The 14,215-nt window shown below is 71.1% G+C and carries 17 protein-coding genes; 12 read left to right on the top strand and 5 right to left on the bottom strand.

Translation table 11 applies throughout. The annotated features are described in order from the left end of the window. The first annotated feature begins 13 nt into the window (after positions 1-13). The 3 genes from ABD299_RS14345 (at position 14) to ABD299_RS14335 (ending at position 1,126) form a co-directional block, all read left to right on the top strand. On the top strand, positions 14-130 hold the full coding sequence (locus tag ABD299_RS14345) for an SGM_5486 family transporter-associated protein (protein ID WP_344262237.1): 117 nt from the start codon (positions 14-16) through the stop codon (positions 128-130). Positions 131-288: 158 nt separating this feature from the next. After that, positions 289-498 (top strand): hypothetical protein, encoded by a 210-nt coding sequence (locus tag ABD299_RS14340; RefSeq protein WP_344262236.1) that lies wholly within the window; start codon positions 289-291, stop codon positions 496-498. Between the two features lie 106 nt (positions 499-604). After that, positions 605-1,126, top strand: a complete 522-nt coding sequence (locus ABD299_RS14335; RefSeq protein ID WP_344262234.1) for a SixA phosphatase family protein — start codon at positions 605-607, stop codon at positions 1,124-1,126. A 59-nt stretch (positions 1,127-1,185) separates the two neighbouring features. Here ABD299_RS14335 and serB read toward each other — a convergent pair whose 3' ends face one another. Next, entirely contained in the window at positions 1,186-2,427 is a 1,242-nt protein-coding gene (gene serB, locus ABD299_RS14330) for a phosphoserine phosphatase SerB (RefSeq protein ID WP_344262232.1), read from the bottom strand. 233 nt (positions 2,428-2,660) lie between these two features. On the opposite strand from serB, the gene ABD299_RS14325 reads away from it, so the two are divergent. Beyond that, entirely contained in the window at positions 2,661-5,060 is a 2,400-nt protein-coding gene (locus ABD299_RS14325; protein ID WP_344262230.1) for an ABC transporter ATP-binding protein/permease, read from the top strand. A gap of 93 nt (positions 5,061-5,153) precedes the next feature. Here ABD299_RS14325 and ABD299_RS14320 read toward each other — a convergent pair whose 3' ends face one another. Further along, positions 5,154-5,579 (bottom strand): aggregation-promoting factor C-terminal-like domain-containing protein, encoded by a 426-nt coding sequence (locus ABD299_RS14320; protein ID WP_344262228.1) that lies wholly within the window; start codon positions 5,577-5,579, stop codon positions 5,154-5,156. Between the two features lie 325 nt (positions 5,580-5,904). Between ABD299_RS14320 and ABD299_RS14315 the strand changes: the two genes are divergently transcribed. Next, a complete protein-coding gene (locus ABD299_RS14315; RefSeq protein ID WP_344262226.1) occupies positions 5,905-7,044 on the top strand; it encodes a GAF domain-containing sensor histidine kinase in 1,140 nt (379 codons plus the stop codon). Further along, on the top strand, positions 7,037-7,675 hold the full coding sequence (locus tag ABD299_RS14310; RefSeq protein WP_344262224.1) for a response regulator: 639 nt from the start codon (positions 7,037-7,039) through the stop codon (positions 7,673-7,675). Before ABD299_RS14315 ends, ABD299_RS14310 begins: the two co-directional genes overlap by 8 nt. A gap of 28 nt (positions 7,676-7,703) precedes the next feature. Here ABD299_RS14310 and ABD299_RS14305 read toward each other — a convergent pair whose 3' ends face one another. Further along, complete coding sequence (locus tag ABD299_RS14305) at positions 7,704-8,492, bottom strand: hypothetical protein (RefSeq protein ID WP_344262222.1); 789 nt, start codon at positions 8,490-8,492, stop codon at positions 7,704-7,706. A gap of 132 nt (positions 8,493-8,624) precedes the next feature. On the opposite strand from ABD299_RS14305, the gene ABD299_RS14300 reads away from it, so the two are divergent. From ABD299_RS14300 to ABD299_RS14290, 3 genes are all read left to right on the top strand, one after another. Then, positions 8,625-9,416 carry an ABC transporter ATP-binding protein gene (locus ABD299_RS14300; RefSeq protein WP_344262220.1) on the top strand — a complete coding sequence of 264 codons (792 nt, stop codon included), beginning with the start codon at positions 8,625-8,627 and terminating at the stop codon, positions 9,414-9,416. A gap of 107 nt (positions 9,417-9,523) precedes the next feature. Then, positions 9,524-9,889 carry an NfeD family protein gene (locus ABD299_RS14295; RefSeq protein WP_344262699.1) on the top strand — a complete coding sequence of 122 codons (366 nt, stop codon included), beginning with the start codon at positions 9,524-9,526 and terminating at the stop codon, positions 9,887-9,889. A gap of 103 nt (positions 9,890-9,992) precedes the next feature. Next, the gene (locus ABD299_RS14290) at positions 9,993-10,955 is read left to right on the top strand and encodes an SPFH domain-containing protein (protein WP_344262218.1); all 963 of its coding nucleotides are present in this window, start codon (positions 9,993-9,995) and stop codon (positions 10,953-10,955) included. A gap of 119 nt (positions 10,956-11,074) precedes the next feature. On the opposite strand, the gene ABD299_RS14285 is transcribed toward ABD299_RS14290, so the two are convergent. Beyond that, the gene (locus ABD299_RS14285) at positions 11,075-11,593 is read right to left on the bottom strand and encodes an HNH endonuclease (RefSeq protein WP_344262216.1); all 519 of its coding nucleotides are present in this window, start codon (positions 11,591-11,593) and stop codon (positions 11,075-11,077) included. Positions 11,594-11,743: 150 nt separating this feature from the next. Next, positions 11,744-12,283, bottom strand: coding sequence for a YbhB/YbcL family Raf kinase inhibitor-like protein (locus ABD299_RS14280; protein ID WP_344262214.1), 540 nt, complete (start codon positions 12,281-12,283; stop codon positions 11,744-11,746). 80 nt (positions 12,284-12,363) lie between these two features. Between ABD299_RS14280 and ABD299_RS14275 the strand changes: the two genes are divergently transcribed. Genes ABD299_RS14275 through ABD299_RS14265 form a run of 3 tightly spaced genes read left to right on the top strand, consistent with a single transcriptional unit; the run spans position 12,364 to position 13,990 of the window. Then, positions 12,364-12,822 carry a guanyl-specific ribonuclease gene (locus ABD299_RS14275; RefSeq protein ID WP_344262212.1) on the top strand — a complete coding sequence of 153 codons (459 nt, stop codon included), beginning with the start codon at positions 12,364-12,366 and terminating at the stop codon, positions 12,820-12,822. Further along, entirely contained in the window at positions 12,819-13,268 is a 450-nt protein-coding gene (locus ABD299_RS14270; RefSeq protein WP_344262210.1) for a barstar family protein, read from the top strand. Before ABD299_RS14275 ends, ABD299_RS14270 begins: the two co-directional genes overlap by 4 nt. Before the next feature lie 50 nt (positions 13,269-13,318). Then, entirely contained in the window at positions 13,319-13,990 is a 672-nt protein-coding gene (locus tag ABD299_RS14265; protein WP_344262208.1) for a DNA-3-methyladenine glycosylase, read from the top strand. The last annotated feature ends 225 nt before the right edge of the window (positions 13,991-14,215 follow it).

Raw genomic sequence — 14,215 nt, 5'->3', positions numbered from 1 at the left:
CACACTGGTCCCCATGCCAGCGCTCGACCCCCAGCCCTCCGGCGGCCAGAAGAAGCTGCTGCTGATCCTCGGTGCCATGATCGCCATCACCGTGGTCATCGCCGTCATCGCCGTGATCGCCTCGCCGTAGCCGCCCGCGGAACCCGGGGGGGTGGGGCTGTCCCCCCGTCCCCCTAGGGGGTGGGCGTCAGGGACGACTGGGTGGCTCTCCGGATAGGCCCGCGGACCTGTCTCTCCGTACTGTCGGGACAGCAAGAAGTCGCGACGGATCGGACGGAGGCGTGTCACATGGCCGCCCTGGCACAGCCCGGGAACCGGCACCGGCCGGTCTCCGGGAGCGCGGACCTGCGCCTGCCGTGGTGGGCACTGGTGCTTCCCGTTCTGGCCTTCGGCGCGCTGCTCTTCCTGCTCGTCACGGGTGGCGGCGCGGGCGCCGCGGAAACCGGGCAGCCGCTGAACGAACTGGTGCAGCAGATGCACCGGAGCCTGCTGACCTGACACGCGCCCGGGCGCCCGGGGTGCGCCCGGCCGGGCCGCCGTCCGCGCCGGAACGGTTCTCCGCGCTCCACCGGACCGGCAACCGGATCCGTGCGAAGCTGGGGTCATGAGTGTGGAAGTTCCCCGCAGGATCGTTCTCCTCCGACACGCCAAGGCCGACTGGCCGCAGGTGTCCGATCACGACCGTCCTCTCGCCGAGCGCGGCAGGAAGGACGCTCCGGTGGCCGGCCGCTGGCTGGCCGGAACGGGCATCCGTCCCGACCTGACCCTCTGTTCCACCTCCGCCCGGACCCGGGAAACCTGGAAGCTGCTGGTGCCCGAGCTTCCGCAGCGGCCCCGTACCGTCTACGAGGAGCGGCTGTACGACGCCTCCCTGGGCGAACTCATCGCGGTGATCAACGGCGTCGACGACGAGATCCGTGACCTCATGCTCGTCGGCCACAACCCCGGGATGCACGCCCTGGCCGACGCCCTGGCGGGCGAGGCCGACGAGGAGGCCGCGGCACGGATGGCCCGCAAGGGTTTCCCCACCTCGGCGATCGCCGTGCTCGGCTTCACCGGCTCCTGGAAGTCCGTCGAGCACGACGTGGCCCGCCTGACGGCCTACTGGACACCGCACGGCGACTGACCGGCATCCCGGTGCGTCCCGGCGGCAGCTCCCCCGGGACGCACCGAACACCCGGGGACTCAGTCCTGGAGATCCGCCGCCTCGACCTCTTCCCGGGTGATGCCCAGCAGGTAGAGCACGGTGTCCAGGAACGGCACGTTCACCGCGGCGTGGGCGGCCTCCCGGACCATCGGCTTGGCGTTGAAGGCGACCCCGAGACCCGCGGTGTTGAGCATGTCGAGGTCGTTCGCTCCGTCACCGATCGCGACCGTCTGGGCCAGCGGCACGCCCGCCTCGGCGGCGAATCTCCGCAGCAGGCGCGCCTTGCCCGCCCGGTCCACGATCTCCCCGGTCACGCGTCCGGTCAGCCGTCCGTCGCTGATCTCCAGGGTGTTCGCCGCGGCGAAGTCGAGAGCCAGGTGCTCCCTCAGCGCGTCGGTGACCTGGGTGAAGCCCCCGGACACCACCCCCACCTGGTACCCGAGGCGCTTGAGTGTGCGGACCAGGGTGCGCGCGCCGGGAGTGAGCCGGACCTCGGCGCGCACCTTGTCCACCACGGAGGCGTCCAGACCGGCCAGCAGGGCCACCCGGGCGTGCAGGGACTGCTCGAAGTCCAGCTCGCCGCGCATCGCCGCAGCGGTGACCTCGGCCACCTGCGCCTCGCAGCCCGCGTGAGCCGCGAAGAGCTCGATCACCTCGTCCTGGATGAGGGTGGAGTCCACGTCCATCACGATCAGCCGCTGGGCCCGGCGCTGCAGCCCGGAGGACACCACGGCGATGTCGACCGAGCGCGCCGAGGACTCGATGGCCAGCTCGGTCCGCAGCGTTTCGGTGGGAACTCCGGAGACATCGAACTCCACCGCGGTCACCGGATATTTCGCCAGCCGGTTGATCCGGTCGATGTTCCCGCCCGTCCCCGCGATGCGGGCGGCGATGGCCCCCGTCGTCGCGGCCGTCAGCGGCCGGCCGAGCACGGTGACGTGGGACCTGCCGTCCCCGCGGGGGCGGTTGTCGCCTCTGCCGGAGATGATCTCCGCCTGCAGGTTCAGGGACTCGGCCCAGCCGTGCACGGTGGCCCGCAGCTCGCCCTCGGCGGAGCCCACCGGGGGCGTGGTCACCAGGGCGCACAGAGTTATCCGCCCGCGGGTGACGACCTGCTCCAGGTCGATGACGTCCACGGAGAAGGCGGCGAGGGTCTCGAAGAGCCCGGCCGTCAGCCCTGGCCGGTCCTTGCCGAAGATCTTGACCAGCAGGGTCGGCGTGTCCTCGTCGAACGGCGGTTCGGGGACATCGGCGGACGGCTGGGGACGCGTTGAGATCATGGTGCTTTCCACGGTAGCCGGTACGGGTGAGGGACCGGCGACCTGTCCGGACCACGGACGGTGCGGGAACGTGAACATCACGGCACGGCCCACAGTGTGCACCAGCTCTGTGACTTCCCGGGGCCGGATTTCCGCCCGGGCGCGGAGCCTGGAATAGTTCCACCCCGACGTTCGCCATCCCCAGCCCCCCGCGCGGGGGTTGCTCGGGGGACAACTTGTTTGTGGGGCATGGAGTGCCGGAACTCGTACTGGAATTCAACGGACAGGGCTGGACCCTGGATCCGACCCGCTCCTACCGGATCGGCAGGGATCCGCAGGGCGATCTGGTGCTGGAGGACGCCAGAGTCTCCTGGCGGCACGCGACCGTCCGGTGGGGCGGGCAGAGCTGGATCGTGGAGGACCACGGCAGCACCAATGGCACCTACGCGCAGGGGCAGCGGATACAGCACCTGCCTCTCGGGCCCGGATCGGTCGTGCACCTGGGCAACGCCACTGACGGCCCCCGGCTGACCTTCTCCGGCTCCGCACCGGTGCCGCAGCAGGCGGCCCCGCAGCCGGCCGCTGTCGCGGGCCCGGCGCCCTCGGTGCCACCGCAGCAGCGGGCGGGCGGGCCGTCCTCCGGGGACCGCAACGCCACCGCCCTCCACCAGCTGGCCGTGGGCCGCGTCACCCGGATCGGCCGTGCGCTGGAGAACGAACTGGTCGTCTCCGACCTGCAGGTCTCCCGGCACCACGCGGAGTTTCTCGCCACCCCGGACGGCCGCTTCGAGATCCACGACCTCGGAAGCCACAACGGCACCTATGTCAACGGGCAGCAGCTGCCCAAGAACGGCCGGCGGTCGCTCGGGCCCGACGACACCGTCGGCATCGGCCACTCGACCTTCCGGGTCGTGGAGAACCAGCTCCAGGAGTTCATCGACACCGGTGAGGTCTCCTTCTCCGCCCGGCACCTGACCGTCAAGGTCGGCAAGGGCCTCACCATCCTCAACGACGTCTCCTTCAGCGTGCCGGAGAAGTCCCTCATAGCCGTGATCGGCCCTTCCGGATCGGGCAAGTCCACCCTCCTGCGGGCCCTCACCGGCTACCGGCCCGCCACCTACGGCGAGGTCCTGTACGACCACCGGAACCTCTACACGCACTTCGCCGAGCTGCGTCACCGCATCGGTCTCGTCCCCCAGGACGACATCCTGCACACGGCGCTCCCCATCCGTACCGCACTGCGCTTCGCCGCCAAGCTGCGTTTCCCCGGGGACGTCGCCGAGGCCGAGCGCAACGCCCGGGTCGAAGAGGTCCTGGCCGAGCTCAAGCTCGACATCCACGCCGACAAGCGGATCGATGCCCTCTCCGGTGGCCAGCGCAAGCGCGTTTCCGTCGCCCTCGAGCTGCTCACCAAACCCTCCCTGATCTTTCTGGACGAGCCCACCTCCGGACTCGACCCCGGCATGGACCGCGACGTCATGCAGCTGCTGCGCGGCCTCGCCGACGACGGACGCACCGTCCTGGTGGTCACCCACTCGGTGGCCGAGCTCGCCCTGTGCGACAAGCTGCTGGTCCTCGCACCGGGCGGCGGTGTCGCCTACTTCGGCCCTCCCGGGGAAGCGCTCAACTTCTTCGGCTACGACAGCTGGGCAGATGTGTTCTCGGCCTTCGAGAACTACCGCGACCACGACTGGATGGGCCGCTGGCGAGGCTCCCAGCACTACCAGATGTACGCCGCCGACCTGGATGCCGTGCAGGCCCAGACCGCCCACTTCCAGCCCGTCGCCAGCAGCCAGCAGAAGGCACAGAGCTGGGGCTCCCAGCTGTGGACCCTGATCCAGAGATACTCCGCGGTGATCGCCTCCGACCGCGGCTTCATGGGGCTGATGCTGATCCTGCCCGCGGTGCTCGGCCTGGTCTCCATCCTGATCCCCGCGGAACACGGCCTGGGGTACGGGAACCCGCAGCACGGCTTCGCCAACCGGGCCGCCGGCACCATCCTGCTGATCCTCGCCGTCGGCATGTGCTTCTCCGGAGCGGCCAACTCCGTGCGTGAGCTCATCAAGGAACGGGTGATCTACGAACGTGAACGCGCGACCGGCCTGTCCCGCTCCGCCTATCTCACCTCCAAGGTGGTCGTCCTCGGTCTGATCACCGCCCTGCAGGGCGTCATCATCTGCGCCATCGGCTTCGCCCCGCGGCAGATGCCCGAGGAGGGCCTGCTCCTCACCGGCTCGCCCGGACTGGAGATGACCCTGGTCATCATCGTCCTCGGCATCACCTCGATGATGTTCGGCCTGGTCATCTCCGCTCTGGTGAAGACCGCCGAGAAGACCATGCCGCTGCTGGTCATGTTCGCCATCATCCAGGTCGTCTTCACCGGCGTGCTCTTCCAGCTCTACGACAAGCCCGGAGCGGAGCAGCTCGCCTGGCTGATGCCCTCGCGCTGGGCGGTGGGCGCGGCCGGTGCCACCGCGGACCTCAACGTGCTCCTGCCGTGGGAGCCCCAGGCCGACAAGTACGACCCGCTGTGGCAGCACGAGCTGGGCATCTGGCTGCTCGATGTCGGCGTCCTGCTGGCGATCGCCGTGGCTCTGGGCTTCGTCGTCGCCCGGCTGCTGCGCCGCCACGAGCCGGAGGTCATGCGGGAGTAGTCCTGCCGTACCGGAAAATGAGGCGAACGCCGCGAGGGCGGCACCCCCTCCCCAGGGGGTGCCGCCCTCGCGTCTGCCGGCCACCGGTGCGGATCAGTACCAGTGGTTGTCCTGCCAGAACTTCCAGGCGTCACACGGGCTGCCGTAGCGCTCGTTCATGTAGTTCAGGCCCCACTTGATCTGCGTGGCCGGGTTGGTCTTCCAGTCGGAGCCCGCCGACTCCATCTTCGTCGCCGGCAGCGCCTGCACCAGGCCGTAGGCGCCCGAGGACGGGTTGGTGGCCGTATGGTCCCAGTTGCTCTCCCGCTCGATGATGTTGGCGAAGCACTGGAACTGGGCGTCGTCACCGACGATCTCCCGCGCGATCTCCTTGGCGCTGCCGGCCGGCGTGGCTGCCTGTGCGCTGCCGGACACGCCGGTCAGGCTCAGGCCGGCGGCGGTGGCGGCGACGACACTCGCGGCGACCATGCGGCGGCGGGTGCGGGACAGCTGGGGCAGAGCGGTGGGGGTGAAGGACATCTGCTTGACCTCGGCTTCCGGCCACTCGGTGCGGCCTGTCGTGGGGGACTGGCGCCATTGTTAGCGGGCCGGAAATACCGGGGCAAAGGTGATCGTTACGATCCTTCTTCGTACCCCGCGGGACTCGCCGGGACCGTCCCGAGACCCTCGGAACCGCAGGTCGGAGCAGGCAGACAGGTCCACTACCGGAACTCGTAGCGGGACCTCGGTCCTATGACCGGCCTCACATCCCGCACGCGTTCTCGTCGCCCCGGGTGACCGGTCGTGAACGGCCCCGGAGAGGGTTGCGGAAGGTCGCGGCGGGTGCACCGGTACCGTGCACCGCATGGTTCCCCGCACCGGTCTCGCGGCAGTCAGCGCAGCCCTTCTGGCGATGAACCGCACCCTGGAGGTCCGGGACGTCCTGCAGACCATCGTCCGCTCGGCGAAGGAGCTTCTCGGCGCCCGGTACGCCGCGCTCGGCGTTCCCGACGAGGACGGCGGCTTCGCCCAGTTCGTGGTCGAGGGAGTCAGCGACGAGCAGTGGAAGGCCATCGGCCCGCTGCCCCGGCAGCACGGCATTCTCGCCGCGATGCTCCGCAAGGCGACGCCCGAGCGTCTCGCCGACGTCCGCGAGGACGCCCGTTTCCGGGGGTGGCCCGCCGCGCACCCCGAACTGTCCGACTTCCTCGGGGTGCCGATCACGGACGGCGACGACGTGCTCGGTGCCCTCTTCCTCGCGAACAAGCGGCGCTCCGGGAACACCGGCCGCGGCACCTTTACCGCCGAGGACGAGGAACTGCTGCGGCTGCTGGCCGAACACGCCGCCCTCGCCCTCACCAACGCCAGGCTCTACGAACGCAGCCGGGAACTGACCATCGCCGAGGAGAGGGCCAGACTGGCCCACGAACTGCACGACGCCGTGGCCCAGAAGCTCTTCTCGCTCAGGCTCACCGCCCGGGCCGCCGCCACCGTGCTGCACCGTGACCCGGCGCGGGCGGGCAGCGAACTGCGGGAGGTCTCCCGGCTCGCCGCGGAGGCCGCCGACGAACTGCGCGCCGCGGTCGTCGAGCTGCGCCCCGCCGCACTGGAGGAGGACGGCCTCCAGGCCACCCTGCGTGCCCAGGTCCAGGTTCTGGACCGTGCCCACTCCTCGGCCGTCACCTTCGAATGCCGTGACCCGCGGCCGCTGCCCGAGGCCCACGAGGACGCGGTGCTCAGGGTCGCGCAGGAGGCGCTGCACAACGCGCTGCGCCACGCCGCGCCGCGCCGGGTGGCCGTCAGCCTGGTCCGGCGGGGCCCGGCCACCGTGCTGCGGGTGGCCGACGACGGCAGCGGCTTCGACCCCGAAGCGGTCCGCAGCGCGGGTCGCCACCTGGGCCTGGTCTCGATGCGTGAGAGGGCAGGTGCGGTGGGAGGCAGCCTGAGCGTGGACTCGGCGCCCGGCCGGGGCACCGTGATCGAAATGGAGATTCCCGGTGGCTGAGGTCATCCGCGTACTGATTGTCGACGATCACCAGGTCGTGCGCCGCGGGCTGCGGACCTTCCTGGAGGTCCAGGGCGACATCGAGGTGGTGGGAGAGGCTGCCGACGGCCCCGAGGGAGTGGCCCGCACCGAGGAGCTGCGGCCCGATGTCGTCCTGATGGACCTCAGAATGCCGGGCGGGGACGGTGTCGAAGCCCTGCGGGCCCTGCGGGACCGGGACAGTTCCGCCCGCGTCCTGATCGTCACCAGCTTCACCGAACAGCGCTCGGTGGTGCCGGCCCTGCGGGCCGGTGCGGCGGGGTACGTCCACAAGGACATCGACCCCGACGCCCTGGCCACCGCCATCCGCTCGGTTCACGCCGGTCATGTCCTGCTCCAGCCGGAGATCGCCCGCGCCCTCCTCGCCCATGAGGGCGGCTCCGCGCCCGGCCGCGCGGGCACTCTCACCGACCGCGAACGGCAGGTCCTCGCGCTGATAGCCCGCGGCCTCGCCAACCGTGAGATCGCCCGCGAACTGGTGCTCTCGGAGAAGACCGTGAAGTCCCACGTGTCGAACGTACTGATGAAACTGGACCTTGCCGACCGGACCCAGGCCGCGCTCTGGGCGGTCCGGCACGGGCTCTCCGACTGATCCGGACGCTCCGGCCGGCCGGCGGGGCTCACCCCCGCCGGGGCCCGGCCTCCTCCGCGTAGGCGTTGTACGCCGCCACCCGCGCCCGCCGGGCCGCCCGCTCCACCGGCCGCAGCAACCGGTCGCGGGCCGCCATCTCGCCCGCGCTCACGGCGCTCCCGTGTTCCCCGCCGTCCGCGATGTCCACGAGCGCGCCGACCCGCTGGGCCAGCTCCAGCACCCGCACCGCACGCGGCGGGTACCCGGGGGCGAGCAGCTGCCTGCCCCGTTCCATCCGGGCCCGGTACGCCTCCAGCTGCGCCCGGGCGGCCGGTCCCGCACCTGCCACGTCCAGCTCGACGAGGGCCTCGGTCGTCTCCCGCAGCACCTGGGCCAGCTCCCGCTCCGCCTCGCCGAGCGAGGGAACATCCGCCGGAGGTGCCTCCCGCACGGGCAGGCAGCGCCACACCACCTCGGCCGGCCCGTCCCCGGACGGGCCCTCCCGGGAAACCTCCGGCACCAGGCCCAGCGAGGCCCCGTCGGCCAGCACCGCCTCGCCGGCCGCGAGCGCGGCCGCGTTGAACCCGGCGGGTCCCGACAGCCCCAGCGGATGCCCCGGCGCCGGGAGGGCCACGCGGAGCGCCACTGCTCCCAGGCGGCGCAGCCGGCCCAGCGCGAGCGTCAGCCCGGTGGGCTCCGGGTCCCCGGGGAGCCCCACCACCCGGTGGGCGGCATCGGGGCCCACCGCCCGGGCGGCAGCGTCGTCGGGGGACACTTTTCCGGCGAGCAGAGCGTTGCCCCAGGCTGCGAGCCGTCCGGCGCGGGGTTCGTCGAGCATGCCCCCACCTTAAGGAGAACGACCGACAGGCCTCCTGAACGCTGCCCCGCCGGGCCGGTGGCGTAAGTTTTGCCTGGGGAGTGTTTGACCGCAGGGACAGCAACGGCGACTGCTTTGGGAGAGACCGCGCGCATGAGCGATGTACTGGAGCTGGTGGACGTATCCGTGGTCCGCGAGGGCCGGGCTCTGGTGGACCAGGTCTCCTGGTCGGTCGCCGAGGGCGAACGATGGGTGATCCTGGGCCCGAACGGGGCGGGCAAGACCACCCTGCTGAATGTGGCGTCCAGCTACCTGTTCCCCACTTCCGGCAGCGTCCAGATCCTGGGCGAGAAGCTCGGGGCAGTCGACGTCTTCGAGCTCCGCCCGCGCATCGGCATGGCCGGCAGCGCGCTGGCGGAGAAGCTCCCCCGTCGCCAGACCGTACTCCAGACGGTCCTGACGGCCGCCTACGGCATGACGGCCGGCTGGCAGGAGGAGTACGACGACATCGACGAGCGCCGCGCCCGCGCCTTCCTGGACCGGCTGGGGATGTCGGATTTCCTGGACCGCAGATTCGGCACTCTGTCCGAGGGCGAGCGCAAGCGCACCCAGATCGCCCGCGCCCTGATGACCGACCCGGAACTCCTCCTGCTGGACGAGCCGTGCGCCGGCCTCGACCTCGGGGGCCGGGAGGACCTGGTGCGCCGGCTCGGGCGGCTGGCCCGGGACCCGTACGCCCCCTCGATGGTGATGGTCACCCACCACGTGGAGGAGATCGCTCCCGGCTTCACCCACGTGCTGCTCATCCGCCAGGGCCGGGTGCTGGACGCCGGACCGGTGGACAAGGTGCTGACCTCCGCCGCGCTGTCGCGCTGCTTCGGCCTGCCGCTGGTCGTGGAGCGGCAGGGCGACCGGTGGACCGCTCAAGGGCTGCCGCTCGTCTGAGAGTTGCTGTGCCCCTGTCGTCTCCGTGACGATCCGCCTACCATGGAGGAGTGGACTTCTGGGTGTGGTGGCTGATCGCCGCCGGAGGCTTTGCGATCGCCCTTGTCATGACGACCATGCCGGAACTGGGCATGCTGTCGGCCGGGGCCGTCGCCGCCGCGATCACGGACGGAATCACCGACAACGCCGTTCTCCAGGTCGTGGTCTTCGCCGTGGTCTCCACGGCGCTCATCCTCGTGGTGAGACCGATCGCGCGCCGCTCCCGGGCCGAGCACCCCGGCGTGAGCACCGGAGTTCAGGCACTGACCGGACGATCGGCGGTCGTGCTGGAACGAGTGGACGGCACCACCGGCCAGATCAAGCTCGCCGGTGAGGTCTGGTCGGCGCGCGCCCTGGACGCCGACGACTCCTTCGAACCGGGCAGTCAGGTCAGCGTCGTGGAGATCGACGGGGCAACCGCTGTCGTGATGTGATGGGAACGCACCGCACAGTCAGCGGTGGCCTCGTCAGCCGGCCCGCCCGAACAGCGCAGAACGAACAGAACTCGAAACAGAACACGGAACAGGGGGAGTCACGATGGACGCCATCATCATCGTGCTGGTCATCCTGGTGGTGCTGGTCTTCATCGCACTCGTCAAGACGATCCAGGTGATCCAGCAGGCCAGCGCCGCCATCGTGGAGCGCTTCGGCCGCTACACCCGCACACTGAACGCCGGCCTGAACATCGTCGTGCCGTTCATCGACACCATCCGCAACCGCATCGACCTCCGCGAGCAGGTCGTTCCCTTCCCCCCGCAGCCGGTCATCACCCAGGACAACCTGGTGGTGAACATCGACACCGTCATCTACTACCAGGTGACGGACGCGCGCGCGGCGACCTACGAGGTCTCCAACTACATTCAGGCCATCGAGCAGCTCACCGTTACCACACTGCGCAACATCATCGGTGGCATGGACCTGGAGCGGACCCTGACCTCCCGGGAGGAGATCAACGCGGCGCTGCGCGGCGTACTGGACGAGGCCACCGGCAAGTGGGGCATCCGGGTCAACCGGGTCGAACTGAAGGCGATCGAGCCGCCCACCTCCATCCAGGACTCGATGGAGAAGCAGATGCGCGCCGACCGCGACAAGCGGGCCGCCATTCTCCAGGCGGAAGGTGTCAGGCAGTCGGAGATCCTCCAGGCGGAGGGTTCCAAGCAGTCCGAGATCCTCCGCGCGGAGGGTGATGCCAAGGCGGCGGCGCTGCGGGCCGAAGGTGAGGCCCAGGCGATCCGGACGGTCTTCGAGGCGATCCACGCCGGGGACGCGGACCAGAAGCTGCTCTCCTACCAGTACGTCCAGATGCTCCCGAAGATCGCCGAAGGCGACGCCAACAAGCTCTGGATCGTCCCGAGCGAGATCGGCGAGGCCCTCAAGGGCCTGGGCGGCAACCTGAACAAGATCACCGGTGCCGGCGACGGCGGCGGTGGCGATGCGGCCGGGGACGGCACGCCCTCGCTGGCCAAGAGCCAGAACCGCCAGCAGCCGCGCATCGAGTAGCGGCTCGGCCGGGCGGCGGCCCTCGGGGGCCGCGAAGCCCGGCAGGCCGCCCGGTCACGACGAAGGGGCCGCCCCCGGCAGACGAGAGCCGGGGGCGGCCCGTTGTGCGGAAGGCCGCCTCAGGCGGCACCGGGCAGCGGGAGCCAGTCGGCCGTGCCCTGCTTCCCGCCCGTCCCGCCCATCCCCAGCGCCAGCACCAGGGCGTCGGAAGGGGTTGGCTCGAACGGGGTGATCAGCAGTCGCATGCCGGCCTGGGCGGGCGTCCGGTCCGCCTTGCGGCGGTTGTCCTCGGCGCACGCCGCGACCGTGTTCATCCAGGTGTCCGTGCCGCCGCGGGACCGCGGCAGCACGTGGTCGACGGTCGTGGCCCGCCGGCCGCAGTAGGCGCAGCGGTGCCCGTCCCGGACGAGTACCCCGCGGCGCGACCACGGGGCCCGTTGTCGGAAGGGCACCTTCACGTAGCGCCGCAGCCTTATCACCCGGGGGGCGGGCAGCTCCACGGCGGCCGCCCTGACCAGCAGCCCGGGCTGCGACTGCTCGATCACCGCCTTGTGCTGGATCACCAGCACCACGGCCCGCCGCAACGACACCGCCGACAGCGGCTCGAAGCTCGCGTTGAGCACCAGTGTCTGCCGCACCCCGCCACCTCCCTGCTCCCTCCCCGCCCCCGCGGGGGTGGGCACCACTGTGCCGCCACCGCACGGAGCGGACAACGCAATATCCGCGGGGAAGGGAGCGGAAGACGACCGGAGCCGGGGGCGGACCTTCGGCCCTCCCGGGGGTGGCTGTCAGCTCTTCGCCGGAGCCTCGTACTCGCCGATCAGCTGGGCGCGGCCGATCGTGTGGAAGCGGAGCTTGAAGCCGACCACGGCGGGAGTGGCGTCCTGGTCGAGGCCCAGCTTCTCCGTGTCGACCGCGTAGACCGTGAACACGTACCGGTGCGGCCCGTCGCCCGGAGGCGGGGCGGCCCCTCCGAAGTCCCGGGTTCCGTAGTCGTTGCGGACGTGCACGGCGCCCGGGGGCATGCCCGCCTTCCCGCCGCTGCCGGCGCCGGCCGGCAGTTCGGTGGTGGTCGCCGGAATGTCGAACACGGACCAGTGCCAGAAGCCGCTGCCCGTCGGGGCGTCCGGGTCGAAACAGGTCACCGCGTAGCTCTTGGTCCCGGTCGGGGCACCGGCCCACCGGAGATGGGGAGAACGATTGCCGTGGGCGTAGACCTGGTCGTCCTTGAGCGTCATGCCGTCCAGCACGTCATCGCTCAGCACGGTGAAGGACTCCACCGGCGGATGGAAGTCGTGGGGAAGCGGGCGCCGTTCCTGCACAGACATGGAGGACCTCCTCGTCGAGTGGATCACTGCCCTCGCAAGCCTAGTCAGAAGCAGGTGCCCGGGCCTGACACCATGGCCGGGTGCTACGACGGACAGCAGACATCCCTGAAAGAGGCGGCCTGCGGGCCGTCCGTCCCCTGCTCGCCCTTCTCGCCGGCCTGGTGCTGTTGCTCACCGGCTGCGGCGGGGTGTCCCCCGGCCCCGGTGCCGCGCCCGGGGGCACCGCGACCGCGCCCGCCGCCCCGGCGTGGGCGCACGGCATGGAGGTGGTCACGCCGGACGGGCTGCCGCCCGAGGCGCGCCGGACGATCGCCCTCATCCAGGACGACGGCCCCTTTCCGTACGACAAGGACGGGACCGTCTTCCACAACTACGAGCGGCGCCTGCCGCAGCAGGGCCGCGGCTACTACCGGGAGTACACCGTCGATACTCCCGGAGAGCGGACCCGGGGGGCGCGCAGAATCGTGACGGGCAGCGGCGGGGAGTACTACTACACCGATGACCACTACGGGTCGTTCCGGGCGGTGCTGGTGCCGTGACCTCCGCGGACCGGCTTCCCGACAACGCCCTGGCCGGGCTGGCGGCCGGGAGCGTCCCTCCGGGACTGCACCGGTGGCCTCCGGCCACGGCGGTGAGCGGGAGGGAGGAGGCGCTGGGCGCCGCGAGCGCCGCCGGCTGGTACGGCGCGGGTCTGGAGCTGGAGGGCACCCGGGACAAGGAGACCTTCCTCCGGCGCTGTGCGGAAGGGCTCTCGCTCCCCGCCTGGTTCGGCTGGAACTGGGACGCCTTGTACGACTGCCTCACCGACCTCTCCTGGTGGACGGTCCCGGACCGGCCTCCCGCCGGGTACCTCATCGTCGCGGGAGGCTGGCATGGCTTCGAGAAGGCGGCCCCCGAGGTCTCGGGCACCGCGGCGTGCATCCTGGAGGACGCGGTGGCGCATTGGCGGAAGCGGAACACGCCACTGGCCGTGCTGCTGGGATAGGGGCGGGCCCGGCCGCGGAGTGCGGGACGCGGCACCATTGAAGGGGAGCGATGAGAGTGACGGACAGCGCCGGGGAGGCACTGCCGCGGGAGTTCTTCGACCGTCCTGTCCTGGAGGTGGCACCCGACCTGCTGGGCAGGACGCTGGTGCGGACCTCCCCCGAGGGCGTCATCGCACTCCGGCTGACAGAGGTGGAGGCCTACGCCGGCGAGCAGGACCCCGGCTCGCACGCCTATCGGGGACGGACCGCCCGCAACGCGGTGATGTTCGGGCCGCCGGGACACGCCTATGTCTACTTCACCTATGGCATGTGGTACTGCCTCAACCTGGTGTGCCGCGAGGAGGGGCGTGCCAGTGGAGTGCTGCTGCGCGCGGGCGAGGTCCTGAGCGGCCACGAACAGGTGCGACCGCGCAGGACCTCGGCCCGCCGGGACGCCGAGCTGGCCCGGGGCCCGGCGCGACTGGCCACGGCACTCGACGTGGACCGTGCCCTGAACGGCACGGATGTGTGCGATCCCGCCCCCCGGGCGGAGCTCCGGGTACTGCGGGGGAGGCCGGTGCCGCGGTCGCGTGTCAGCAGTGGTCCGCGCACCGGTGTCTCCGGCCCCGGGGGTGTCCATCCCTGGAGGTTCTGGGTCGAGGGGGACCCGACGGTCAGCCCTTACCGGCCGCATCGAAGCCGCCGGCGAGAGGCGCTTGACACGGGCAGGGCCAGGTCGTAACGTTGACCGAGTCGCCTGAAGAGGATGACCTGAACGGAGCGGCCGTGAGGCCGCCCGAGGGGCCCAGTAGGGTGACACACCAACTAGCTGAGATCGATCCCCTTTCGGGGAGGCTTTTCGACGCGCGTCCGTCGTTCGGAGAAAAGCAGCCGGCCGGAGCCGATTAGGACCTGGCAGGGAGATCAGCTAAAGTAGTGGACACAGCGAAGGGAACGCCCGGAGGGG

The sequence above is a fragment of the Streptomyces sodiiphilus genome (genome assembly GCF_039529215.1).
In the GTDB taxonomy this organism is placed as follows: Bacteria; Actinomycetota; Actinomycetes; order Streptomycetales; family Streptomycetaceae; genus Streptomyces; species Streptomyces sodiiphilus.
This window is presented reverse-complemented; position numbering and strand designations above follow the sequence as displayed.

What these genes read in the sequence shown, in the direction of transcription:
- ABD299_RS14300 (WP_344262220.1), top strand. Translation starts at nt 8,625, where the DNA reads ATGAGCGATGTACTGGAGCTGGTGGACGTATCCGTGGTCCGCGAGGGC.
- ABD299_RS14340 (WP_344262236.1), top strand. Translation starts at nt 289, where the DNA reads ATGGCCGCCCTGGCACAGCCCGGGAACCGGCACCGGCCGGTCTCCGGG.
- ABD299_RS14320 (WP_344262228.1), bottom strand. Translation starts at nt 5,579, where the DNA reads ATGTCCTTCACCCCCACCGCTCTGCCCCAGCTGTCCCGCACCCGCCGC.
- serB (WP_344262232.1), bottom strand. Translation starts at nt 2,427, where the DNA reads ATGATCTCAACGCGTCCCCAGCCGTCCGCCGATGTCCCCGAACCGCCG.
- ABD299_RS14290 (WP_344262218.1), top strand. Translation starts at nt 9,993, where the DNA reads ATGGACGCCATCATCATCGTGCTGGTCATCCTGGTGGTGCTGGTCTTC.
- ABD299_RS14295 (WP_344262699.1), top strand. Translation starts at nt 9,524, where the DNA reads ATGACGACCATGCCGGAACTGGGCATGCTGTCGGCCGGGGCCGTCGCC.
- ABD299_RS14345 (WP_344262237.1), top strand. Translation starts at nt 14, where the DNA reads ATGCCAGCGCTCGACCCCCAGCCCTCCGGCGGCCAGAAGAAGCTGCTG.
- ABD299_RS14315 (WP_344262226.1), top strand. Translation starts at nt 5,905, where the DNA reads ATGGTTCCCCGCACCGGTCTCGCGGCAGTCAGCGCAGCCCTTCTGGCG.
- ABD299_RS14280 (WP_344262214.1), bottom strand. Translation starts at nt 12,283, where the DNA reads ATGTCTGTGCAGGAACGGCGCCCGCTTCCCCACGACTTCCATCCGCCG.
- ABD299_RS14305 (WP_344262222.1), bottom strand. Translation starts at nt 8,492, where the DNA reads ATGCTCGACGAACCCCGCGCCGGACGGCTCGCAGCCTGGGGCAACGCT.
- ABD299_RS14265 (WP_344262208.1), top strand. Translation starts at nt 13,319, where the DNA reads ATGAGAGTGACGGACAGCGCCGGGGAGGCACTGCCGCGGGAGTTCTTC.
- ABD299_RS14335 (WP_344262234.1), top strand. Translation starts at nt 605, where the DNA reads ATGAGTGTGGAAGTTCCCCGCAGGATCGTTCTCCTCCGACACGCCAAG.